We start from the raw sequence: 20,920 nt of genomic DNA, 5'->3' as shown, positions 1-20,920 counted from the left end.
CGCTGCTTTTCGAGATCGAACTGATCGCGATCCCGCCGGCGGCCTCAGCCGGTTAGGACTAGGCCTTGTTCGGGTTGACCAGGTACTTCTCGCCCGTCGCGCGCTTGTTGTAGGCGGCGATGATTTCCGGCTGCAGCGCCTCGGCCAGGCTGATCTCGGCGGTGTAGTGGCTGGCGAACGTAGTCTTCAACTCGTCAGCGACCCTCTGGCGCAGCTTCTGTCCTTCAGCCGGACCGATCTTCATCAGGAACGGGGTGAGCAGCCAGCCGCCCAGGCCCCACGCCATGCCGTAGCTGCGGGCGAGCTCCGTCGGCCGGGTGTCGAGCCCGCCATAGATGTAGACCTGCTTATGGGTGGTCGAGCCATAGCGGCTGTAGCTGGTCATTCGCTGAACCGCGGCCTGCTCCATGGCCGAGAGAATCTGGCTCGCCAGCCTGCCGCCGCCGATGGCGTCGAAAGCCAGCGTCGCGCCGGTTTCGACCAGCGCCTTCACGAGATCGTCCATGAAGCTGGTCGCGGTGGAATCGGCGACGTGCTTTGCGCCGATGTCGGTGAGGATCTTCGCCTGCTCGGGGCTGCGGACGATGTTCACCAGGGCCACGTCATCCTTAAGGCAGATCTTGTTCAGCATCTGACCCAGGTTGGAGGCTGCTGCGGTGTGGACCAACGCCGTGTGGCCCTCAGCGCGCATGGTCGCGACCATGCCGAGCGCCGTCAGAGGATTGACGAAGCAAGAAGCGCCTTCGGCTGGGCTCGCCCCGGGCGGCAGAGGCAGGACGTCGGCGGCCTTGAGGGTGCGGTACTGTGCGTACATCGCCCCACCGATCCCGGCCACGGTCCTGCCGAGCAGCGCCTGGGCGGAAGGCTCGGATCCGGCGGCCACGACGACGCCCGCGCCTTCGTTGCCGACGGGCATCGACTGGTCCACGCGCCCAGCCATGGCCCGCATGTACTGCTGTGGGACGCTGGCCGTCACGATGGGGCCTGGGCCAGCCCTCACGGTCGACATGTCTGCGGCGCCGAGCAACAAGCCAAGATCCGAAGGGTTGATCGGCGAGCCCTCGACGCGCACTAGCACCTCATCCGGCGCCGGATCGGCGATCTCGACCTCGGCCAGTGATAGCTCCAGCTCGCCGCTCGACTTGATCAGCGAGCGCAATTGCAGGCCTGAGCCGGGATTTCCACTGACCATGGCGTCTGTCCTCGCTTCTTAGTTTTGAACCGACGCAGACAGAACCGCTTTGCGACGACAGGGGCAATACGAGAAGGCCTCTGTTCGGTATGAGCAGCGCTGTCCAGCAGCCCAGGGCGTTTCAGGCTAGACTATCCAAATGAACGACACACCGCCGCTCGGTGCGCGGACAGCGCCCTCCACCGCGCGCAACCGCCAGCCGATCCTTGATGCGCTGCGCCCGCGGCTGCCTCCCGGCGCGAAGGTGCTGGAGGTGGCGAGCGGCGCTGGCGAGCACGCGGTCTTCCTCGCCGCGGTCCTGCCAGAGGTCCACTGGCGCCCGACCGATCGGGAGCCCGAGGCGCTGGAGAGCATCGAAGCCTGGCGCAAGCACGCCCAGCTCCCGAATCTCGCCGCGCCCGTGCGCCTCGACGCAGCGGATCCCTCGACCTGGCCGCCGGGTCCGTTTGACGCGATCGTGTGCATCAACATGATTCACATCTCCCCCTGGACGGCCACCCAGGGGTTGATGGCCGGCGCCGGGCGGGTGCTGGCGCCGCGCGGCCGGCTATTCCTCTACGGCCCGTTCCTGGAGCCCGACGTACCGACGGCGCCCAGCAATCTGGCTTTCGACGAGAGTCTCAAGTCTCGCGATCCGGCCTGGGGCCTGCGGAACCTAGGCGAGGTGACGGCGCTCGCCGCGGCGCATGGCCTTGGCCTCGCCGAGAGGATCGCCGTGCCGGCCAACAACCTCGTCGTGGTGTTCGAAAGGCCCTAGGGCTTCTTCAGATCGGGACGGGCGGCCAGGAAGGCTGCGCGCTCGGCCGCGCTCAGCACCCTGCCGGGTTTCTGGCGCGAGACCATGGGTGTCGGAGGTGCGTAGACCCCGGCGGGGGCCGAGCCGGCCTTAAGGTCCGAGAGGCGCCTGGGCGGAGGTTTCATCGTAGGTCCTAGCGCTTGCGAAAGCGCTTGGCCTCGGCCGCCAGGGACGAGCCCCAGGGATCGGGGCGGTTGTCTTCCGGCTGGAAGGGGAGGGAGCCCGCCACACCACGAAGCGCGAGCCAGAGCTGTTGGTTGAAGTGGCCAAGGACCCGTAGGGGCCGGCGCTTATCGTCGGTGACGTCCCAGCCCTCCGCCTCGAAAGCCGCGACCTGGGCAGGCAGAGGCAAGCGGTCGACGCCGTCCCATCCGTCCGGCCGGGGAAGGTCTTCGGCCTGGCCGGCGGTGAGGCCAAGGTTCTCCAAGGAGCACGCATCGATCTCTGGGTGCTCGGCGCGCGCGTCGGGTTCGGCGAATTCGCGTTTCAGGAGCGCCCGGTATTCCAGTTCGGCGACGCCGGGCAGGTCGAGGAGGCGGCGAAGCGTGGGCATGGCCTGGCCTACCTCGGATTGCGAGCCTTAGCTTGAAAAAACGCCGGCGCCTGTCGGAACGTGATCGGCTTGAACGTCCTTCGCTCGGCGACAGCACCTGGAGAACCCCATGCCGAAAATCCATCCTTTCCTGTGGTTCGACACTGAAGCCGAAGAGGCGATGAACTTCTACGTCTCCATCTTTCCCAACTCGAAGGTGCTGACGACGCAGCGCTACGGCCCCGCCGGGCCGGGACCCGAGGGCAGCGTCATGACCGCCGACTTCGAGCTGGACGGCCAACGGATCACAGCCTTGAACGGAGGTCCCCACTTCAAGTTATCGGAATCCTTCTCCTTCGTGATCGACTGCAAGGACCAAGCGGAGATCGACTACTATTGGGACAAGCTCTTGCAAGGCGGCGAGCCCAGCCGGTGCGGCTGGCTAAAGGATCGCTTCGGCTTGTCCTGGCAGGTTGTCCCTCAGCAGCTCGGCGCCACAATCGGCGGACCCGATCGCGAGGGTCGCAACCGGGCGATGGCGGCGATGATGCAGATGACCAAGTTCGACATCGCCAAGCTGGAGGCTGCCTACGAGGGCAGAGCGGCAGCCTGACAGTCGCTCCTCCGCTCCGGCCCGGCCTTTTGGGCGTAGGCTCTGGATAGCGGTTCTTGCTTGACCGCCGCCATGTGACCTCCCGATAAGTCCCGCAAGGGACGAAGGAGCAACGGGGCCATGAGCGAAGACCTCAACCCAGCCGAAGCGCGCGAGGCGATGGAATATGACGTCGTCATCGTGGGGGCAGGCCCGGCAGGGCTGTCCGCGGCGATACGGCTGAAGCAGATGGCTCAGGCGGCCGGGGCAGAGCTTTCCGTGGCCGTGCTGGAGAAAGGCTCCGAAGTCGGCGCGCATATTCTCTCGGGCGCGGTGGTTGATCCCAGCGGCATCGAGCAACTTCTGCCGAACTGGAAAGAGCTGGGCGTCCCGCTCGAAACCAAGGTCACGCGCGACAAGTTCGTGATGCTGGGTCCTCAGGGTGAGCTCGACGTCAGCTGGGTGCCGTTCCCCAAGTGGATGCTCAACCACGGCAACTATATCGCCTCCCTCGCCAACGTTTGCCGCTGGCTCGGCCAGCACGCCGAAAGCCTCGGCGTCGAGGTCTATCCGGGCATGGCCGCCTCCGAGGTGGTCTATAACGCCGATGGCTCCGTGAAAGGCGTGGTCGCGGGCGTCTTTGGCATCGGCAAGGACGGTAAGCCCACAGCCGACTACCAGCCGGGGATTGAGCTTCACGCCAAATACACCTTCATCGGCGAGGGGGTGCGCGGATCGCTCGCCAAGCAGCTGCAAGAGAAGTACAGCCTTACAGAAGGTCGAGATCCTCAGAAATTCGGTATAGGTATCAAGGAGTTGTGGCAGGTTCCTGATGCGGTGTTCGAGCCTGGCCTGACCCAGCATACCTTTGGCTGGCCGTTGGACAACGCCACCGGCGGCGGCTCGTTCATGTACCACTTCGGCGACAACTACGTGGCCATCGGCTTCGTGCTGCACCTGAACTACAAGAACCCCTGGCTGTCGCCGTTCGACGAATTCCAGCGCTTCAAGACCCACCCGTCCATCAAGCGCTACCTGGAGGGCGGCAAGCGCATCGCCTATGGCGCGCGCGCCATCACCGAAGGCGGAGCCCAGTCGCTGCCGCGGCTCTATTTCCCGGGCGGCGTCCTGCTGGGCTGCTCGGCCGGGATGGTCAATGTCCCGCGCATCAAGGGCAGCCACAACGCCGTCAAGAGCGGCATCCTCGCCGCTGAAGCCGCGTTCGCGGCGATCCAGGCCGGCCGGTCCGGGGACGACCTCGTGGCCTATGAGGAAGCCTACAAGACCTCTTCCATCGCCAAGGAGTTGTGGACCGTCCGCAACTTCAAACCCCTGTGGTCACGGTTCGGCACCATCCCGGGCCTGGTGCTGGGGGGCCTTGATGGGATAATCGCCTCAATCTTTGGCGGTTGGTCGCCGTGGGGCACGCTGAAGCACCACAAGAACGACGCCGACTCGACGGGCCTGGCGAAGGACTTCAAACCCATCGCCTATCCGAAGCCGGACGGGGTCTATTCGTTCGACAAGCTGTCGAGCGTCTTTCTTTCCAACACCAATCACGACGAGGGCCAGCCGGCGCACCTGAAGCTGCGCGATCCGGCGGTGCCGATCCAGATCAACCTGCCGAAGTATGGGGAGCCTGCGCGGCTCTACTGCCCGGCCGGCGTCTATGAAGTGCTCTACGACGACAAAGGCGAGAACCCGAAGTTCCAGATCAATTTCCAGAACTGCGTTCACTGCAAGACTTGCGACATCAAGGACCCCTCGCAGAACATCGTCTGGACGACGCCCCAGGGCGGCGACGGGCCGAACTATCCCAATATGTGACCGGAGCCTGCCTTGCGGCGGCCATCCTTAGGTCGGAAAGTGGAATGATGCGCCTCCCCCTGTTGCTGACTGCCGCTGCTCCGCTTGTCCTTCTTGCCGCCTGCGCCACCGCGCCGGCCGTCAAGGCGCCCGCACCTGCGCCTGAAGTGACTGCGGCTACCTCCTCATACGGCATGTTCCTGGCCGGAGAGGCTGCGCTCAACAGCGGCAATAGCGGCGACGCCGCACGCTTCTTCGACAAGGCGCGGATCGACACGGGCGACCCGATGATCACGGACCGCGCGTTCACCGCGGCCCTGCTTGCGGGCGACATTGATAAGGCCGCTGCGCTCGCCCCCACGGGTGATGACGCATCGGAAGCTTCCAAGCGACTGGGCAAGCTGGTGGTGGCTGTAGAGGCCATGGCGCAAGGCAAGGGCAAGGACGCCAAGGCCTTGCTGGCCGGAGACAGCATCGCCTTTCCGCACAAGTCAGCGGCCGCCCTGCTGGCCCCCTGGGCGGCGGCCCAGGCCGGCGACACCGAGAATTCACTCGTGCGCCCCGAGGTCCGCGGCGATCGGCTGGTGGATTATTTCGGCCAGCTCGGCCAGGCGCTGCTCTTCGAACGCGCCAAGCGCTATGGCGAGGCGGAGACCGACTACAAGGCCGTGGCCTCGGTCGCCAATCCCACGGAGATGGCGACGCTCGCCTATGGCGCGTTCTTGGAACGCAGGGGCCGCCGCGTGGACGCCCTGGCGCTCTACGGAGAGCAGTTGGCTCGCGATCCCTCCAGTGTGGCGCTGAAGGAGGCCAAGGCGCGCGCCGAAGCGGGCAAGGCCACGCCGCCCCTGCCGAGCATCCGCGAGGGCGCAGCGCAGGCGTTGCTGGCGCCTGCGGCGACCATGATCGCGGCCAAGCAGACCCAACTGTCGCTCGCCTATCTGCGGCTGGTCCTGCGACTGGATCCCCAGCGCGACGAGGCTTGGGTGATGGTCGGCGACCTGATGCAGGGGGCGGGTGATGCGGACTCGGCGCGGGCCGCTTACGCACGTCCCAAGCCGGGCTCCCCCGAATACGCCGCGGCTCAGGCCAAGCTCGCGTGGACCTATCAGGCGGCTGACGACAAGGAGACCGCGCTCAAGCTCGCCCGCGCCGCCGCAGCGTCCGGAGACAGCGATGCGCGCGTAACCCTGGCTGACCTTCTGCGCTCCGACGAGAAATATCCCGAAGCCGTCGATGTGCTCAGCGCCGTTATCGCCGAATCCAAGACGCCGGACTGGCGGCTGCTCTATTCGCGGGGCGTCTCCTACGAGCGGATGGGCCGCTGGCCGGAGGCGCAGACCGACCTGCAGGCGGCGCTTGTCATCCGCCCGGAGGAACCCGAGCTCCTGAATTATCTCGGCTATTCCTGGATCGATCGTGGCGAGCACCTGAAGGAAGCGCTGGCCATGGTCCAGAAGGCCGTGGCCGCCGACCCGCGCTCGGGCGCCATGGTCGATTCTCTGGGCTGGGCCTATTACCGGATGGGCGACTACAAGCAGGCGGTCGAGAAGCTGGAGCAGGCCGTCGAACTCGAAGCTGGCGATCCGGAGATCAACAACCACCTCGGCGACGCCTACTGGCGGGTCGGTCGCCGTGACGAGGCGCAGTTCCAGTGGCGGCGTGTGCTGACGCTGAAGCCCGACGACAAGATCAAGGCCAGCGCCGAGACCAAGATTGCCTCCGGTCTCGGACCGGACGGCCCCGTACCAAAGGTCGCCGGGAATTAGCGATGGGGCGGACTGCGTTCGCCCCGGCCAAGATCAATCTCTTCCTGCACGTAGGCGCGCCGGGGGAGGGCGGTTTTCATCCGATCTGCAGCCTGATGGCCTTCGCAGACATCGGCGATCGGATATCGACCTTCGAGGCGGAAGCGCTGGCCCTGCGCGTCGCGGGGCCTTTTGCCCGAGACCTGGCCGACGATGAAGACAATCTCGTTCTGCGCGCGGCGCGCGCCCTGATCGCCGAGGCAAGGCGCCCCGTGGGGCCCATCGGGCTAAGCCTCGACAAGCGCCTGCCCGTGGCCTCCGGCCTTGGAGGCGGATCGGGCGATGCGGGGGCGGCGCTGCGCCTGCTGCGCGAGGTTCTCGGCCTTAAGGTCGAAGACGCGTGGCTTGAGACGATAGCCGCTTCGCTGGGCTCTGACGGCGCAGCCTGCCTTTGGGGTGCGCCGACGCTCGCCGAGGGGCGCGGGGAGCGACTTGGGGCTGCGCCCAGGCTGCCGCCCCTGGACATCGTGCTGGTCAATCCGCGGGTCGCTGTCTCGACGGCGGAGGTCTACCAGCGCTTCGACGCGCAGGGTCGCTTCTCCGACGTGACGCCGCCGGCCGCGCCCGACGCCTTCGAGGACGCGACGGATTTGGCGGGCTGGCTTGTGGCGCAGAGGAATGACCTGGAAGCGCCCGCCGTGGCGGTCGCGCCCGCGGTCGGGGCGGTGCTGGAGACCTTGGCCGGGGAGCCGGAGAGCCTGCTGGCGCGGGTCTCGGGCTCCGGCGGCACCTGCTTTGCGCTCTGCGCCAGCGATATCGAGGCCGAAAGCCTGGCTGAACGCATCGAGGCCATGGCGCCGCAGTGGTGGGTGGAACGCTGCCGCCTGGGCGGTCCCTGGCCGGATGAGGCCTAAGACCTCACTCCCGCAACGGCGGGCGCGAAGGTGAGTGCAGGACATCGAAACGAAAACGGGGGCCCCGAAGGACCCCCGTTCCGTGCTCTGCCTTGGTGGCGCCTAGGCCTGCACCACTTCCCCGTGGAGGTTGATGTCGAGACCCTCGACCTCGACGTCTTCAGAAACCCGCAAGCCGATCGTGTACTTGATGACCAGCAGGATGACGAAGGTCACCGCCCCGCAGTAAACGAAGGTCGCACCAACGTCGTAGAACTGCAGGACCATCTGGTGGGCGTTGCCCTCCAGCAGGCCACCCTTGGGCGCCGAACCTGGATTGATCAGCTTGCTGGCGAACACGCCGGTCAGCAGCGCGCCGAGCGCCCCGCCCACCCCGTGCACGCCCCAGGCGTCGAGCGCATCGTCGTAGCCGAAGATCTTCTTCACATGGACCGCCGAGATGTAGCAGACCACGCCGGCCGACAGACCGATGATCAGCGCGCCCATCGGATTGACGAAGCCCGAGGCCGGAGTGATCGCGACCAGGCCGGCGACGGCTCCGGACACCATGCCCAGGACCGACGGCTTCTTGGAGACGAGCCATTCGGATCCCATCCATGCCAGCACCGCAGCAGCGGTAGCGATCTGCGTCGCTGCGGCGGCCATGCCGGCGTTGACGTTTGAGGTCACCGCCGAACCGGCGTTGAACCCGAACCAGCCAACCCACAGGAGCGAGGCGCCGATCACGCTGTAGGCGAGGTTGTGCGGGGCCATGTTCTCGACGCCGAGGCCTTTGCGCTTGCCGAGCATAAGCGCGGCGACGAGGCCCGCGGTGCCGGCGTTCAGGTGAACGACGGTGCCGCCCGCATAGTCCAGCGCGCCCATGGCTCCCAGCCAGCCGCCGCCCCACACCCAGTGGGCGATCGGGCAGTAGACCAGCAGCAGCCAGGCGCCCATGAAGGCGAGGAAGGCCGTGAACTTCATCCGGTCTGCCAGGGCGCCGGCGATGAGGGCCGGCGTGATGATCGCGAAGGTCATCTGGAAGAACATGTAGACCGACTCAGGGATCGTCGCGGCCAGCATGCTGGTGGAGTTGAGCCCCATCGGTCCGAGCAGCAGGTACTTAACACCGCCGATCAAGGCGTTGTTCTTGCCGCCGTCGGTGAAGGCGATCGAGTAGCCGATGACCATCCAAAGGACGGTGATCAGGGCTGTCGCCCCGAAACTCTGAGCCAGGGTCGCCAGGATGTTCTTCTTGCGCACCATACCCGCATAGAAGAGCGCCAGACCCGGAATGGTCATCATCAGGACGAGCACCGAGGAGGTGAGCATCCAGGCGGTGTCCCCGGTGTCGATCTTGGGCGGAGCCGGTGTGGCTGCGGCCGGTGCGGCGGCGGCTGGAGCGGCGGCTGCCGGGGCGGCCGCTGCAGGCGCGGCTGCGGGCGCAGCGGTGTTCTGAGCAAGGGCGGGTCCAGCGAAGGGCCCCCCGATGACGGCGGCGGCGAGCGCGAGCCCCGCCAACCTTTTCAATGCGATAAGTTTCATTCTTCGATGTCCCCTGATGTTCTTGATCGCTAGAGCGCCGCGGCGCCGGTCTCGCCGGTCCGGATGCGCACGGCGTCTTCGACGTTGAGGACGAAGATCTTGCCGTCGCCGATCTTGCCCGTAGCGGCAGCAGCCTTGACCGCTTCGACCGCCTTGCCGACGGCGGCGTCGTCAACGACCGCCTCCAGCTTCACTTTCGGCAGGAAATTCACCTGGTACTCAGCGCCCCGGTAAATCTCGGTCTGCCCTTTCTGTCGGCCGTAGCCCTTTACTTCCGAGACAGTCAGCCCTTCGACGCCGGCGCCGACGAGCGCTTCGCGCACGTCGTCCAACTTGAAAGGTTTGACGATCGCCATGATCAGTTTCATCCGCTCGCTCCCGCGCGGCCCTTGAGGCTGGACCGGCCGTCCGTGTTGACGTGGTTCCGCCGCGAAGTGTCCCCATCCCCTTGTCGCTGCGGTCGACCAACGCTATCGGCGTGGTGGGTGGGTGCAGGCCGATGGGAACCTCAAGCTGCGCAAGAAGAATGGCTGCGCCTGATTGCTGGGCGCTTGCGGAGCGCGGCGCCTGAAATTTAGGCGATTGAGCCGTCCAGCCCCCCGGGTTTAGGGTCCGGACGCCATATTCACGACGCGGTGACGTGGACCCCTAGGTTTCGGCGAAGTCTGGACAGCGGCGAACCCTCGCCGTAACAGCGCGTTCCTGCCGGACTGTTCGAACCCATTTCGAGGACCTGATGAAGATCGATCGCCTGCTGACCGCGGCTGCGGCCGTTTCCCTGATCGCCTGCGCCGCCATGGCCCAGCCCGCCGCTCCCGCCGCTCCCGCGGCGGCGCCGGCCGCCGCCCCGTCCGGCAAGCTTGTCCCGAACGGCAACCTGATCATCACCCTGCGGACCTCGGGCCAGTTCAACACCTTCGTGAAGGCCCTGGACGCGACCAACCTGTCGGCCCTGCTGCAGAGTTCGCCGGCCCTGACGGTGTTTGCGCCCACCGACGCGGCGTTCCCGCAGGCCAAGCTGGACTCGATGATGGCCGACAAGCCGGGCCTCCAGAAGGCGCTGCTGCACTACATCATCAACGCCAAGGTCGACTCCTCGAAGATCAAGGGCGCGCGCGGCCCGGTGCCTTCCGGGGCGGGCGACCAGATCGTCCTCGACGGGTCCGGCGATGTGCTGAAGGCCGACAACGCCAACATCATCCAGGCCGACGTCATGACCAGCAACGGCGTGATCCACGTGATCGACCAGATGATGGTCGCCGGCTCGGTTCCGGCGACGTTGCCCGAGCCTGCACCTGAAGCCGCCCCCGCGGCTGAACCGGCAGCCAAGGCGCCCGTACACAAGAAGAAATGAACCTTCGCAGGGCGTGGGGCTTTTAGTCGCCTGTCACGGCAACGAAAGTTCCACGTCATGAAGACCAAGCTATTGCTCGCCGCCGCCGCCTCCACCGTCCTCCTGGGCGGCGCGGCCTACGCGCAGCAGCCTCCGGCGCCGAACGCCGCCGAGAGCACGACAACGACCACGACCACCACGACGACGGCCGCGCCTGCCGCGGCGCCGGGCGAGGCGCCGGTGGCGGCGACGGGAGCCGCGGTTTCCACGTCGGTGACGACGAAGGATCCTGCGTCCGGCGCCTCGGTCACCAACACGACGGTGACAAATGGCCCCGTGCCCGACACCCCTGACAACCGCGCCAAGTACACGCCGCTATCGAACGCCGGCAAACGGTCGGCGCCGAGAGGCAACTAGCAGCCTTTCCGCCCTTCGGAGCGGGTTGAAGCCAAGGTCGGCGGGCCCTATGGTCCGCCGACTTTTTTTGCGCCTGCGAACAGCTCCCAAACCCCTAAGGCCGATGCCCGACAAGCCGCTTTCGTTTCAGGACCTGATCCTGAAGCTGCACGAGTATTGGGGCGCGCAAGGATGCGTGATCCTGCAGGCCTATGACGTGGAGGTGGGGGCGGGCACCTTGCACCCGGCGACGGTGTTGCGGGCGCTTGGCCCGAAGCCCTGGAAGGTCGCCTACGTGCAGCCCTCGCGCCGGCCGGCCGACGGTCGCTATGGCGAGAACCCCAATCGGCTCCGCCAGCACCATCAGTACCAAGTGATCCTGAAGCCCAACCCCCCGAATCTGCAGGAGCTCTACCTGGGCTCACTGGAGGCCATCGGCATCGACCCGCGCATCCACGACATCCGCTTCGTCGAGGACGACTGGGAGAACCCGACCGTCGGCGCATGGGGCCTCGGCTGGGAGGTGTGGTGCGATGGAATGGAGATCACCCAGTACACCTATTTCCAGCAGGTGGGGGGGCTCGACGTCTTCCCGACGGCAGGTGAGCTGACCATCGGCCTTGAGCGGCTGAGCCTCTATCTGCAGAACGTCGATAGCGTCTACGACCTGCGCTACAACGACGAGTTCTCCTACGGCGAAGTGTTCCTGGCCAACGAGCAGCAGTTCTCGGCCTTTGAGCTCGAGGCCGCCGACGTGGACGTCTTCAAGCGCCAGTTCGAGGACATGGAGCGTCAGGTGCCCAAAATCCTGGGCGCGCGCGGGCGGCACGGTGAGCAGCTGGTCCTGCCGGCCTACGACCACGTACTGAAGGCGAGCCACCTGTTCAACGTGATGGACGCGCGTGGGGCCATCGCGGTCGCCGAGCGTCAAAGCTACATCGGCCGCATCCGCGACCTCTGCAAACTCTGCGCGGAAGTCTACGTGGCCCAGCAGGGCGGGAACGCCTGAGCCATGCCGCAACTTCTGCTTGAACTCTTCTCCGAAGAGATCCCGGCCCGCATGCAGGCGCAGGCCGCACGCGATCTGGAACGGATGGCGCGCGAGAAGCTGGCGGCCGAGGGGCTTTTGCCCGAGGCCCTGACGGCGTTTGCCGGGCCAAGGCGGCTGACCCTGGTCGCCGAGGGGCTGGCCGCCGCCCAGGCCGACCGGCACGAAGAGCGCAAGGGGCCCCGCGTTGGATCGCCCGAGCAGGCGATCGAGGGCTTCCTTCGCTCGGCCGGCATCGCCCGCGAGCAGATGATCGAGAAGGACGGCGTCTACTTCGCCCACCTGCATCGCCCCGGCCGCCCGACGCCCCAGATCGTGGCCGAAATGGTCGAGGCGATCATCCGCAACTTCCCATGGCCGAAGTCGATGGTTTCGGGCGCGAGCAAGCTGCGCTGGGTGCGCCCGTTGCAACGCATCCTTTGCGTCTTCGACGGCCAGGTCGTGCCCTTCGGGATCGACGGCTTTGTCTCAGGCGACCTCACCGCCGGCCACCGGTTCATGGGGAGCGGCCAGGCCTTCCACGTCCGCAATTTCGACGACTACGCCGACGGCCTGGCGAAGAATTTCGTCGTGCTCGACGTTGAGGAGCGCAAAGAGCGCATCCTCGACGCAGCGCGCACCCTTTGCTTTGCGCGCAACTTCGAACTCGTCGAGGACGAGGGCCTGCTGGACGAGGTCGCGGGCCTCGCGGAGTGGCCGACGCCGGTGATGGGCGATATGGACCCGGAGTTCCTGGACCTGCCGCCCGAGGTGATCCGCACCTCGATGCGCGTTCATCAGCGCTTCTTCGCTGTGCGTGATCCGCGGTCCGGCTTCCTGGTCCCCCACTTCATCACCGTGGCCAATATCGAGGCGACCGATGGCGGCAAGCTGATCGCCAGCGGCAACGCCCGCGTCCTGTCGGCCAGGCTCTCCGACGCTCGGTTCTTCTGGAATGAGGACCGCAAGTTGCGGCTCGAGGACCGGCTGGAGAAGTTGAAGGGCGTCACCTTCCACGCCAGGCTCGGCACCATGTACCAGCGGGTCGAGCGGATCACCGCGCTCGCAGGTGAACTGGCGCCCTACGTCCGCGCTGATGCGGCGACCAAGTCGCTGGCCATGCAGGCCGCGCGCCTCTGCAAGGCCGATCTCGTAACCGGCATGGTCGGCGAGTTCCCCGAACTGCAAGGGGTGATGGGCGGCTACTATGCCGAGAAGGAGGGCCTCGAGCCCGAGCTGATCGACGCCATCCGCTGGCACTATCGGCCGCAGGGACCGAACGACGAGGTTCCGCTGCAAGCCGTGGCTGCGACGGTCGCATTGGCCGACAAGCTGGACACCCTGATCAGCTTCTTCGCCATCGGCGAGAAGCCGACGGGGTCGCGCGATCCCTTTGCGCTGCGTAGAGCCGCCCTGGGCGTCATCCGAATAATTCTGCAGACCCGGACGAGGCTGCCTCTGAAGGCCTTCGTATCGGAAGACCTTCTGGCCTTCTTCGCTGATCGCCTGAAAGTGCTGCTGCGCGAGCAGGGTCAGCGGCACGACCTTGTGGACGCTGTGTTCGCGCTTGGCGACGACGACCTCGTGCGCATCGTCTCCAAGGTGAATGCGCTGGAAGGCTTCCTCGGCAGCGAAGACGGCAAGAACCTGCTGGCCGGCTACAAACGCGCGGTGAATATCCTCAAGGCCGAGGAAAAGAAGGGCCCGCTGCCCAGCGGGGAACCTGTCGACACCGCGTCCGGCGAGGAGGGCGCGCTCGCCAACGCCGTCGGCCACATGGGGGTCGAGCTCGGCAAGGCGCTCGCCAAGGAAGACTATGCAGCCGCCATGCGGTCTCTGGCGGAGCTGCGCGAGCCGGTAGACGCCTTCTTTGACAAGGTCTTAGTGAACTCCGAGATAGCCTCGGAACGCGACAACCGGCTGCGGCTTCTGCTGAAAGTCCGTGACGCAATGGGGCGTGTGGCGGACTTCGGTCAGGTCACTGGCTAATACGAGGAACATCGATGCCGGCCGAGACGATGGTGAAGACGCGTTGGGTCTACGCCTTTGGCGGTGGAAGCGCAGATGGCGACGCTTCCATGAAGAACCTGCTTGGTGGCAAGGGCGCGAACCTAGCGGAGATGTCCTCGCTTGGCCTGCCGGTGCCTCCCGGCTTCACCATCACCACTGAGGCCTGCACGCACTACTACGCCAGCGAGCGCCAGTATCCCGAGAACCTCAAGGAGCAGGTCGCGACGGCATTGAAGCGGGTCGAGGAACTGACCGGCAAGCAATTCGGCGATGCGGCCAATCCGCTGCTGGTTTCGGTGCGCTCCGGGGCGCGCGCCTCCATGCCCGGCATGATGGATACGGTCCTCAACCTCGGTTTGAACGATCAGACCGTCGAGGGCCTGGCAAAGCTCGCCGGCGACCGGCGCTTCGCCTTCGACAGCTACCGCCGCTTCATCCAGATGTACTCCAACGTGGTCCTCGACCTCGACCACCACATGTTCGAGGAAATCCTCGACGAACATAAGGAAAGGCTCGACGTCACCGTCGATACCGCCCTGTCGGCGGAGGACTGGGAGGCTGTCGTCCGCGAATACAAGGCCGCCGTCGAGAGCGACCTCGGCCAGCCGTTCCCGCAAGACCCGCAGGCCCAGCTCTGGGGAGCGGTGGGCGCGGTCTTCGCGAGCTGGATGAACGATCGGGCGAAGTTCTACCGCCGCATGCACGACATCCCTGAGAGCTGGGGCACGGCGGTCAACATCCAGTCCATGGTGTTCGGCAACATGGGCGAGACCTCTGCCACAGGGGTCGCCTTCACGCGCAATCCCTCGACCGGCGAGAACCGGCTTTACGGCGAGTTCCTGATCAACGCCCAGGGCGAGGACGTGGTGGCGGGCATCCGCACACCCCAGGCGCTCACCCGCATCGCGCGAGAGGAAATGGGCGAGAAGAGCCCTTCGATGGAGGAGGCGCTCCCGGACGTCTTCCTGCAGTTCAAGGCGGCCGTGGAGAAGCTCGAGAAACACTACCGCGACATGCAGGACATCGAGTTCACGGTCGAAAAGGGCCGGCTCTATATGCTGCAGACGCGCAACGGCAAGCGCACCGCCAAGGCTGCGCTGAAGGTCGCCGTCGACCTCGCCAGCGAGAATCTGATCACCCGTGAGGAGGCGGTGATGCGCGTCGAGCCCGCCTCGCTCGACCAGCTGCTGCATCCCACAATTGACCCGGCTTCCAACCGCGAAGTGATCGCCACGGGTCTGCCGGCCTCTCCGGGCGCGGCGACCGGCAAGATCGTCTTCACCGCCGCCGAAGCGGAGATCCAGGGCGGATCGGCGGGCGCGGTGATCCTGGTGCGCGAGGAGACCTCGCCCGAGGACATCCGCGGCATGGATGCGGCCCGTGGCATCGTCACGGCCCGCGGCGGCATGACCAGCCACGCAGCCGTCGTGGCGCGCGGCATGGGGCGGCCATGCGTCTCCGGCGCGGGCGAGATCCACATCGACGCCAGGGCCGGCGAGATGCGCGCGCGCGGGCGAACCTTCCGCGCCGGCGACGTCATCACCATCGACGGGTCCACAGGCGAGGTGCTCTCGGGCGTGGTCAAGATGATCGAGCCGGAGCTCTCCGGGGACTTTGCGACCCTGATGGGCTGGGCCGACGGCTTCCGCCGCCTGAAGGTCCGCGCCAACGCCGAGACCGCGGTCGACGCCAAGACCGCCCGTCAGTTCGGCGCCGAGGGCATCGGCCTTTGCCGCACCGAGCACATGTTCTTTGACCCGGGCCGGATCGCGGCCGTGCGCGAGATGATCCTCGCTGACGACGAGGCCGGGCGCCGCGCGGCGCTGGCCAAGATCCTGCCGATGCAACGCGACGACTTCGTCGAGCTGTTCGGGATCATGGAGGGGTTGCCGGTCACCATCCGCCTGCTCGATCCTCCACTGCACGAATTCCTTCCGCATACGGAGGAAGATGTCGCCGCCGTCGCTGCCGCGACCGGCCTGGACGCCGCCAAGCTGCTGCGCCGCGCCCAGGAACTGCACGAGGTGAACCCCATGCTGGGCCACCGCGGCTGCCGGCTGGGGGTGAGCTATCCCGAGATCTACGAGATGCAGGTCCGCGCGATCATCGAGGCGGCCTGCGAGGTCGCCGCGTCCGGCCGACCGGCGCCGATCCCGGAGATCATGCATCCCCTGGTGGCCAAGGGCGAGGAGATGAAATTCCTCCGCCAACTGACGGACCGCGTGGCTAAACAGGTCATCGCCGAGAAGGGTCGCGAGATCGAATACCTCGTCGGAACCATGGTGGAGCTGCCCCGCGCGGCGATCCGAGCCGCCGATCTGGCGGAGAACGCGGAGTTCTTCTCCTTCGGCACCAACGACCTTACTCAGACGACTTTCGGCATCAGCCGCGACGACTCGGGTCGTTTCCTCAACGCCTATATCGACAAGGGCATCTTCGAGAAGGATCCCTTCGTTTCCCTGGACCAGGAGGGCGTCGGCGACCTGATCCGCCTGGCCGCCGAGCGGGGGCGCGCGGCGCGCCCGAGCGTCAAGCTCGGCATCTGCGGCGAGCATGGCGGCGACCCGGCGTCGATCGCATTCTGCGAGGAAGTGGGCCTCGACTACGTCAGTTGCTCGGCCTACCGCGTGCCGATCGCCAGGCTTGCAGCGGCCCAGTCCGCGCTCGGCGAGCGCGAGAAGGACCGCTAGAGGGGCCCACGCCGGCTGGAGCCACGCCGTCGACGACGTGCCCAGCCGCATCGCGTGTTCTCCGCGGCGGCGCCGATGGTCTTTAGGATGAGGGGTGGGGCCGTCTCTCTCCGGCGCTCAGCTTGCGCGACGTTGCGTCAGCGGCGATCCAGGCGTCGATCCGGCTCAGGCGCCGTGCCTGGATATCGGCGTTGTTGCGAATCCTCGCCACTGCGACCTGGACCTCGCCCTGGGCGTCTGGGGGGATGTTCTTGGCCGCATAAGTCAAGAGCCGCCGGGCCATATCCAGGTCGTTGGAGGTCGCAGCGACGCGAGGAATGAAGGTTGAGCGGCTGAGCGTGTCGAGGTTGCGGGTGATGGCCGGCAGGTTCTCCATCGTGAACCCCCAGACCAGGTCGGGGTGCAGGGCGGCCACCTCACGCACCAGGGCGGGGGCAAGGTTCGTCGGCGCCTCGTCGCTGATCGCGAGCGCGAGAACCAGTTTGGCCAGGGTCTCGTCCTCGACGTCGGCAAGATCCAGATAGAGTTCGTTGCGCTCGAGCGGATCTTTGGCCGCGCGGGCAAGCTGTTGAAGCGCCTTGAACGTCGGAGCATCGGCGAAGCGGGCGGCCCCAACCAGAACCCACCGCCGCTCCCCTGGGGCCAGCGTGGCAAGGTCGCCAGCCGCCGCGGCGAACCTGCGCCGCGCCTCGGCGCCCACCGACGGGTCGCCGATCTGGCTTAGCGCCAACAGCAGGGTTTCGCGCAAGACCGCATCGGAGGGTGGCTCGCCGGCACGAGCGTCGAAACCGACCCGCGCCAGAGCCGGGGTCAGGACGCCGGACGCCCATGAGCGGAAGGCGGCGCGCCGTGGCCCACGGGCATAGTAGCCGTCGAGGCCGGCAAGCGTGCGCGCCTGTTCGCGCCAGATCATCGGGTCAGCGTCAGGAGGCAGGGCCTCTGTCAGCCGCAGAAAGTTGGTCAGCGGTTGTTCTCCGGCCATGCCGAGCGCCAAGGCGTCCTTCAGGAGGCCAAGCTGGTCGGCCGCCGGCAGGTGGGCGAAGGTCGCGATCAGGCGCTCGAAGGCGGTCCGATCGTAGGCGACCCGGAAGTAGCCGAGCTGGCCCGCGTTGACGACGGAGCCCGCCGGCGCGACCTGCGGGGCGGTACGTGACACCGTGCGCTCGCTGAGCGGCCCACCGCCGAGCGCACGCAATCGGACTGGCGCGCGCCAGGACATCACCGCGGCTGCCTGCGCCTCGATGTCCCGGCGGCTCAGGGTCACGTTCAGCGCCTGGAAGTGCGCGTCACTGGCGAGCCGGAATTGAGTGAGGCTGTCTCCGGCCGGAGACGAGGCGACGCGGATCAGCGGCACGCCTGGCTGGGTGGTGAAATCGCGCGCCACCGCCGAAACCGGCTTGCCGGTCGCATGGTCGATGGCGCGCCAGAGGTCATTGCTGGTGGCCGTGTCATAGGCATGGTCGGCGATGTAGGCGCGGACGCCGGCGCGCCACGCGTCCGCACCGGCGTAGGCCTCCAGCATCCTGATCACCGCCTCGCCCTTCTTGTAGGTGATGGCGTCGAACGCCTGCTCGGCCTGGGCGACGCTGGCGACGCGCTGGATGACTGGATGTGCGCCGGGACGGGCGTCCATCAGCATGGCCTCGTCCTTGTCGCCCAGGGCGAGGAGCAATGGCCCCCATTCGGGGTGAAAGTGATCGGTGGCCTTGCTGGCCATCCAGCTTGCGAAGCCTTCATTGAGCCAGAGGTCGTCCCACCAGCTCATGGTGACGAGGTCGCCGGACCAGAGGTGGGCCATCTCGTGGGCGATGATCCGGTAGACATCTTCCTCGTCTGCGACGCTGGAGAGCTTGGGGTCGAAAATCACGTTCGACTGGCTGAACAGGATGGCGCCCCAGTTCTCCATCGATCCCGACACGTCACCGGGCGCAGCCACCAGGTCGAGCTTGGGCAGGGGGTATGCGCGGCCGAAGTAGTCGTTGTAGTAGCCAAGCAGCTGTTCGGCGCTTTCCAGGGCATAGCGCGCCTGGGCCGCCTGGCCCTTTCGGATGACGACGCTGAGCCTCGTCGCGCCGACATCCCTGCTGACCCGCTCCATATCGCCGAGGCCAAAGAACAGCAGGTAGCTGCTCATCCTTGGTGTTGGCTCGAATCGCACGCGCTTCAGCCCCCCGGGCAGGGGTTCGCTGGCCGCCTCGGGCATGTTGGAAATCGCAAGCTCCTGCGCCGGCACGATGGCGGTGAGCGTGAATACGGCCTTTTTGGCGGGCTCGTCGAAGACCGGCAGGAAGCGGCGCGCGTCTGCTGGTTCGAACTGGGTGGTGAGCATCCGCCCGCCCGCATAGTCCACGTGGAAAAGACCCGTGGCGCTATCGGCGATCTTGCCGGCGTAATCGACCGCGAGCACGTGACGACCGGATCCGATGGCCTGGCCGGTGGCGAAGGCGGCCGTCTGGGTCTGTGGATCCAACACCACCTTGGCGGCGACGCCGTCTATCGTCGCGCCTGAAATCTCCAGGTTGAGCGCGTTCAGCACCAGCCGGTTGGCCGGGCGCGCGACGTCCACCGTCACCGTGACGTGACCGGTGAAGACGAGCTTCGAGGCGTCCGGTGTAAACAGAAGGTCGTAGGCGAGCGGCTCGACTCCCCTCGGCAACTGGGTCGGGACCACGGCCGATGTCGCGGCGAGCGGCGCAAGGAGCGCCGCCAGGAGACCCAGTGCGGGGAGTATGAGCCTCACCAGTCCCAGTCCTTGGCGCTGGCGCGGCAGCCGCCATCCTTCCAGCCCTTCCATGCCCGGCCCCGCACGACGCGGCCGGCGTGCGCTCCGGTCGCCTCGCTGTCCTTGAGTACGGGCTGGCCGTTGACCAACACGTCTGTGACCCCGGTCGCAAACTGCTGCGGTTTCAGGAAGGTCGCGTGATCGGTGACTGTCTCGGGGTCGAACACGACGACATCGGCGAAATAGCCGGCCTTCAGCAGCCCGCGGTCGTGCAGCCCAAGGTTATGGGCGGGAAGGGCGGAGAGGCGGCGCACGGCTTGCGGCAAGGTAAGCGCCTTCTCGTCGCGGGCGTACTTGCCCAGGACACGCACGAAATTACCGTAGGCGCGCGGATGGGTGGAGGAGAGCAGAAAGACGCCTTCCGGCGCCTGAGCCGAGGCGTCGGAGCCGAAGCTCACCCAGGGCAGCCGCATCTGTTTGGAGACGTTGTCTTCGCTCATCGACGCATAGACCACCTGGATCCGCGATCCGTCGGCGATGATCAGGTCGATGATCGTGTCTTCCGGGCTGGTTCCGCGTTCTCTGGCGACTTCGGCAAGGGTCTTGCCGGTCAGGGGCTTCAGCGCCGCGCTCTTGAAACCTACGAGCAGGGTGCCGTCGGGCCCCGCCTGACGATAGGAGTTCTCCCAGTCTTTTGGGTGGTCCTCGCGCATCTCGGCCAGCACCCTTACCCGGGTCGCCGGATTCTTGAGGCGTCCGATCCAGGCTTCAACGCCGCCGGCCTGCACCCAGGTCGGCATGGCTGCGTCGAAACCGGTGGACGAGCGGGCGTAGGTGTACATGTCGGCGGTGATCCGCTGACCCCCGGCGCGCGCCGCCTCGATGCGCGCGATGAAAGCGTCCTCCTTGCCCCAGTTGTCGCGGCCGGCGGCCTTCATGTGAAAAATCTCCGCCGGCGCGCCGGAGCGCCGCGAGATCTCGATCAGCTCATCGGTGGCTTCCAGCAGCCGGTCGCCCTCCGAGCGCATGTGGCTGATGTACATACCGCCGCAGCGGCCGGCCTCCGTCGTGAGCGCGGCCAGTTCATCGGTCTTGGCGAAAGTCCCGGGGGCGTAGATCAGCGCCGAACCCACGCCCATGGCGCCGTCCTCCATCGCCTGGTCGACCAGCCGCTTCATCTGCGCCAGCTGCTCAGGCGTCGGCTGGACGTCGTCCTCACCCAGGACGTTCACCCGCACGGTCGCTGCGCCCACGAAGGAGGCGACGTTCAGGGAAACCCCGCGCTGCACAACCGCCTCCAGACCCTGGTCCAGGGTCGTCCAGGTCACAGGGTATTTGATGTCGTGCTCGCGCCGCTCCTCCAGGCCCTGCATCTTCGGCGTCAGTGGGCCGATGGATCCCCCTTCGCCCATGACCTCAAGGGTCACGCCCTGCCGTAGTTCCGACAGCCCGCGGCCGTCGGCCATGAAGCTGTCGTCCGAGTGGGAGAGCATGTTGTTAACATCTTCCCCCGGCTGAAGCCGGGGGATTTCCCAGGGAGGAAATCCACTGAGGAGTTCGCGCTTCATCGGGCGCCTGACGGCCACCCTCCACGCGCAGCGACGGTGTGTTCCACCGCCGGACGCCGGTCCCGGCGTC

General features: G+C 66.8%; 17 protein-coding genes. 10 read left to right on the top strand and 7 right to left on the bottom strand.

Going from position 1 to position 20,920, the window contains the following annotated elements; genetic code table 11:
* Positions 1 to 58: 58 nt before the first annotated feature.
* Positions 59 to 1,192: a zinc-binding dehydrogenase gene (locus VGI62_RS16250; protein ID WP_331505566.1), complete on the bottom strand. Its 1,134-nt coding sequence runs from the start codon at positions 1,190 to 1,192 to the stop codon at positions 59 to 61.
* 139 nt (positions 1,193 to 1,331) lie between these two features.
* Between VGI62_RS16250 and VGI62_RS16245 the strand changes: the two genes are divergently transcribed.
* Entirely contained in the window at positions 1,332 to 1,949 is a 618-nt protein-coding gene (locus tag VGI62_RS16245) for a DUF938 domain-containing protein (protein WP_331505565.1), read from the top strand.
* Here the strand turns inward: VGI62_RS16245 and VGI62_RS16240 are convergent.
* Together VGI62_RS16240 and VGI62_RS16235 are read right to left on the bottom strand one after the other, a co-directional pair.
* Positions 1,946 to 2,113, bottom strand: a complete 168-nt coding sequence (locus VGI62_RS16240; RefSeq protein ID WP_331505564.1) for a hypothetical protein — start codon at positions 2,111 to 2,113, stop codon at positions 1,946 to 1,948. The two genes, VGI62_RS16245 and VGI62_RS16240, sit on opposite strands and share 4 nt — an antisense overlap.
* An 8-nt stretch (positions 2,114 to 2,121) precedes the next feature.
* Positions 2,122 to 2,541, bottom strand: coding sequence for a hypothetical protein (locus tag VGI62_RS16235; RefSeq protein ID WP_331505563.1), 420 nt, complete (start codon positions 2,539 to 2,541; stop codon positions 2,122 to 2,124).
* Between the two features lie 109 nt (positions 2,542 to 2,650).
* Between VGI62_RS16235 and VGI62_RS16230 the strand changes: the two genes are divergently transcribed.
* The 4 genes from VGI62_RS16230 (at position 2,651) to VGI62_RS16215 (ending at position 7,580) form a co-directional block, all read left to right on the top strand.
* Entirely contained in the window at positions 2,651 to 3,133 is a 483-nt protein-coding gene (locus tag VGI62_RS16230; protein ID WP_331505562.1) for a VOC family protein, read from the top strand.
* 120 nt (positions 3,134 to 3,253) lie between these two features.
* The gene (locus VGI62_RS16225; protein WP_331505561.1) at positions 3,254 to 4,939 is read left to right on the top strand and encodes an electron transfer flavoprotein-ubiquinone oxidoreductase; all 1,686 of its coding nucleotides are present in this window, start codon (positions 3,254 to 3,256) and stop codon (positions 4,937 to 4,939) included.
* Positions 4,940 to 4,983: 44 nt separating this feature from the next.
* Positions 4,984 to 6,687, top strand: a complete 1,704-nt coding sequence (locus VGI62_RS16220) for a tetratricopeptide repeat protein (protein WP_331505560.1) — start codon at positions 4,984 to 4,986, stop codon at positions 6,685 to 6,687.
* A gap of 2 nt (positions 6,688 to 6,689) precedes the next feature.
* On the top strand, positions 6,690 to 7,580 hold the full coding sequence (locus tag VGI62_RS16215; RefSeq protein WP_331505559.1) for a 4-(cytidine 5'-diphospho)-2-C-methyl-D-erythritol kinase: 891 nt from the start codon (positions 6,690 to 6,692) through the stop codon (positions 7,578 to 7,580).
* Between the two features lie 102 nt (positions 7,581 to 7,682).
* On the opposite strand, the gene VGI62_RS16210 is transcribed toward VGI62_RS16215, so the two are convergent.
* Together VGI62_RS16210 and VGI62_RS16205 are read right to left on the bottom strand one after the other, a co-directional pair.
* A complete protein-coding gene (locus tag VGI62_RS16210) occupies positions 7,683 to 9,104 on the bottom strand; it encodes an ammonium transporter (RefSeq protein WP_331505558.1) in 1,422 nt (473 codons plus the stop codon).
* 29 nt (positions 9,105 to 9,133) lie between these two features.
* Positions 9,134 to 9,472 carry a P-II family nitrogen regulator gene (locus VGI62_RS16205; protein ID WP_293372711.1) on the bottom strand — a complete coding sequence of 113 codons (339 nt, stop codon included), beginning with the start codon at positions 9,470 to 9,472 and terminating at the stop codon, positions 9,134 to 9,136.
* Between the two features lie 368 nt (positions 9,473 to 9,840).
* On the opposite strand from VGI62_RS16205, the gene VGI62_RS16200 reads away from it, so the two are divergent.
* From VGI62_RS16200 to ppdK, 5 genes are all read left to right on the top strand, one after another.
* Positions 9,841 to 10,458: a fasciclin domain-containing protein gene (locus VGI62_RS16200; protein ID WP_331505556.1), complete on the top strand. Its 618-nt coding sequence runs from the start codon at positions 9,841 to 9,843 to the stop codon at positions 10,456 to 10,458.
* Positions 10,459 to 10,515: 57 nt separating this feature from the next.
* On the top strand, positions 10,516 to 10,854 hold the full coding sequence (locus tag VGI62_RS16195) for a hypothetical protein (protein ID WP_331505555.1): 339 nt from the start codon (positions 10,516 to 10,518) through the stop codon (positions 10,852 to 10,854).
* A 103-nt stretch (positions 10,855 to 10,957) separates the two neighbouring features.
* Positions 10,958 to 11,842: a glycine--tRNA ligase subunit alpha gene (locus tag VGI62_RS16190; RefSeq protein WP_331505553.1), complete on the top strand. Its 885-nt coding sequence runs from the start codon at positions 10,958 to 10,960 to the stop codon at positions 11,840 to 11,842.
* A 3-nt stretch (positions 11,843 to 11,845) separates the two neighbouring features.
* Positions 11,846 to 13,849, top strand: coding sequence for a glycine--tRNA ligase subunit beta (gene glyS / locus VGI62_RS16185; protein WP_331505552.1), 2,004 nt, complete (start codon positions 11,846 to 11,848; stop codon positions 13,847 to 13,849).
* A gap of 14 nt (positions 13,850 to 13,863) precedes the next feature.
* Positions 13,864 to 16,560: a pyruvate, phosphate dikinase gene (gene ppdK / locus VGI62_RS16180; RefSeq protein WP_331505551.1), complete on the top strand. Its 2,697-nt coding sequence runs from the start codon at positions 13,864 to 13,866 to the stop codon at positions 16,558 to 16,560.
* Positions 16,561 to 16,642: 82 nt separating this feature from the next.
* On the opposite strand, the gene VGI62_RS16175 is transcribed toward ppdK, so the two are convergent.
* A complete protein-coding gene (locus VGI62_RS16175) occupies positions 16,643 to 19,300 on the bottom strand; it encodes a M1 family metallopeptidase (RefSeq protein WP_331505550.1) in 2,658 nt (885 codons plus the stop codon).
* Complete coding sequence (locus VGI62_RS16170; RefSeq protein ID WP_331505549.1) at positions 19,297 to 20,775, bottom strand: N-acyl-D-amino-acid deacylase family protein; 1,479 nt, start codon at positions 20,773 to 20,775, stop codon at positions 19,297 to 19,299. The genes VGI62_RS16175 and VGI62_RS16170 overlap by 4 nt, the downstream gene beginning before the upstream one ends.
* Positions 20,776 to 20,920: the final 145 nt, after the last annotated feature.

Origin of the sequence: Phenylobacterium sp. (assembly GCF_036495085.1) — a bacterium.
Classification (GTDB): domain Bacteria; phylum Pseudomonadota; class Alphaproteobacteria; order Caulobacterales; family Caulobacteraceae; genus Phenylobacterium.
Note: the sequence above shows the minus strand (reverse complement) of the source record. Positions and strands in the feature narration are given on the sequence as shown.

What these genes read in the sequence shown, in the direction of transcription:
- VGI62_RS16250 (WP_331505566.1), bottom strand. Translation starts at nt 1,192, where the DNA reads ATGGTCAGTGGAAATCCCGGCTCAGGCCTGCAATTGCGCTCGCTGATC.
- VGI62_RS16245 (WP_331505565.1), top strand. Translation starts at nt 1,332, where the DNA reads ATGAACGACACACCGCCGCTCGGTGCGCGGACAGCGCCCTCCACCGCG.
- VGI62_RS16240 (WP_331505564.1), bottom strand. Translation starts at nt 2,113, where the DNA reads ATGAAACCTCCGCCCAGGCGCCTCTCGGACCTTAAGGCCGGCTCGGCC.
- VGI62_RS16235 (WP_331505563.1), bottom strand. Translation starts at nt 2,541, where the DNA reads ATGCCCACGCTTCGCCGCCTCCTCGACCTGCCCGGCGTCGCCGAACTG.
- VGI62_RS16230 (WP_331505562.1), top strand. Translation starts at nt 2,651, where the DNA reads ATGCCGAAAATCCATCCTTTCCTGTGGTTCGACACTGAAGCCGAAGAG.
- VGI62_RS16225 (WP_331505561.1), top strand. Translation starts at nt 3,254, where the DNA reads ATGAGCGAAGACCTCAACCCAGCCGAAGCGCGCGAGGCGATGGAATAT.
- VGI62_RS16220 (WP_331505560.1), top strand. Translation starts at nt 4,984, where the DNA reads ATGATGCGCCTCCCCCTGTTGCTGACTGCCGCTGCTCCGCTTGTCCTT.
- VGI62_RS16215 (WP_331505559.1), top strand. Translation starts at nt 6,690, where the DNA reads ATGGGGCGGACTGCGTTCGCCCCGGCCAAGATCAATCTCTTCCTGCAC.
- VGI62_RS16210 (WP_331505558.1), bottom strand. Translation starts at nt 9,104, where the DNA reads ATGAAACTTATCGCATTGAAAAGGTTGGCGGGGCTCGCGCTCGCCGCC.
- VGI62_RS16205 (WP_293372711.1), bottom strand. Translation starts at nt 9,472, where the DNA reads ATGAAACTGATCATGGCGATCGTCAAACCTTTCAAGTTGGACGACGTG.
- VGI62_RS16200 (WP_331505556.1), top strand. Translation starts at nt 9,841, where the DNA reads ATGAAGATCGATCGCCTGCTGACCGCGGCTGCGGCCGTTTCCCTGATC.
- VGI62_RS16195 (WP_331505555.1), top strand. Translation starts at nt 10,516, where the DNA reads ATGAAGACCAAGCTATTGCTCGCCGCCGCCGCCTCCACCGTCCTCCTG.
- VGI62_RS16190 (WP_331505553.1), top strand. Translation starts at nt 10,958, where the DNA reads ATGCCCGACAAGCCGCTTTCGTTTCAGGACCTGATCCTGAAGCTGCAC.
- glyS (WP_331505552.1), top strand. Translation starts at nt 11,846, where the DNA reads ATGCCGCAACTTCTGCTTGAACTCTTCTCCGAAGAGATCCCGGCCCGC.
- ppdK (WP_331505551.1), top strand. Translation starts at nt 13,864, where the DNA reads ATGCCGGCCGAGACGATGGTGAAGACGCGTTGGGTCTACGCCTTTGGC.
- VGI62_RS16170 (WP_331505549.1), bottom strand. Translation starts at nt 20,775, where the DNA reads ATGCTCTCCCACTCGGACGACAGCTTCATGGCCGACGGCCGCGGGCTG.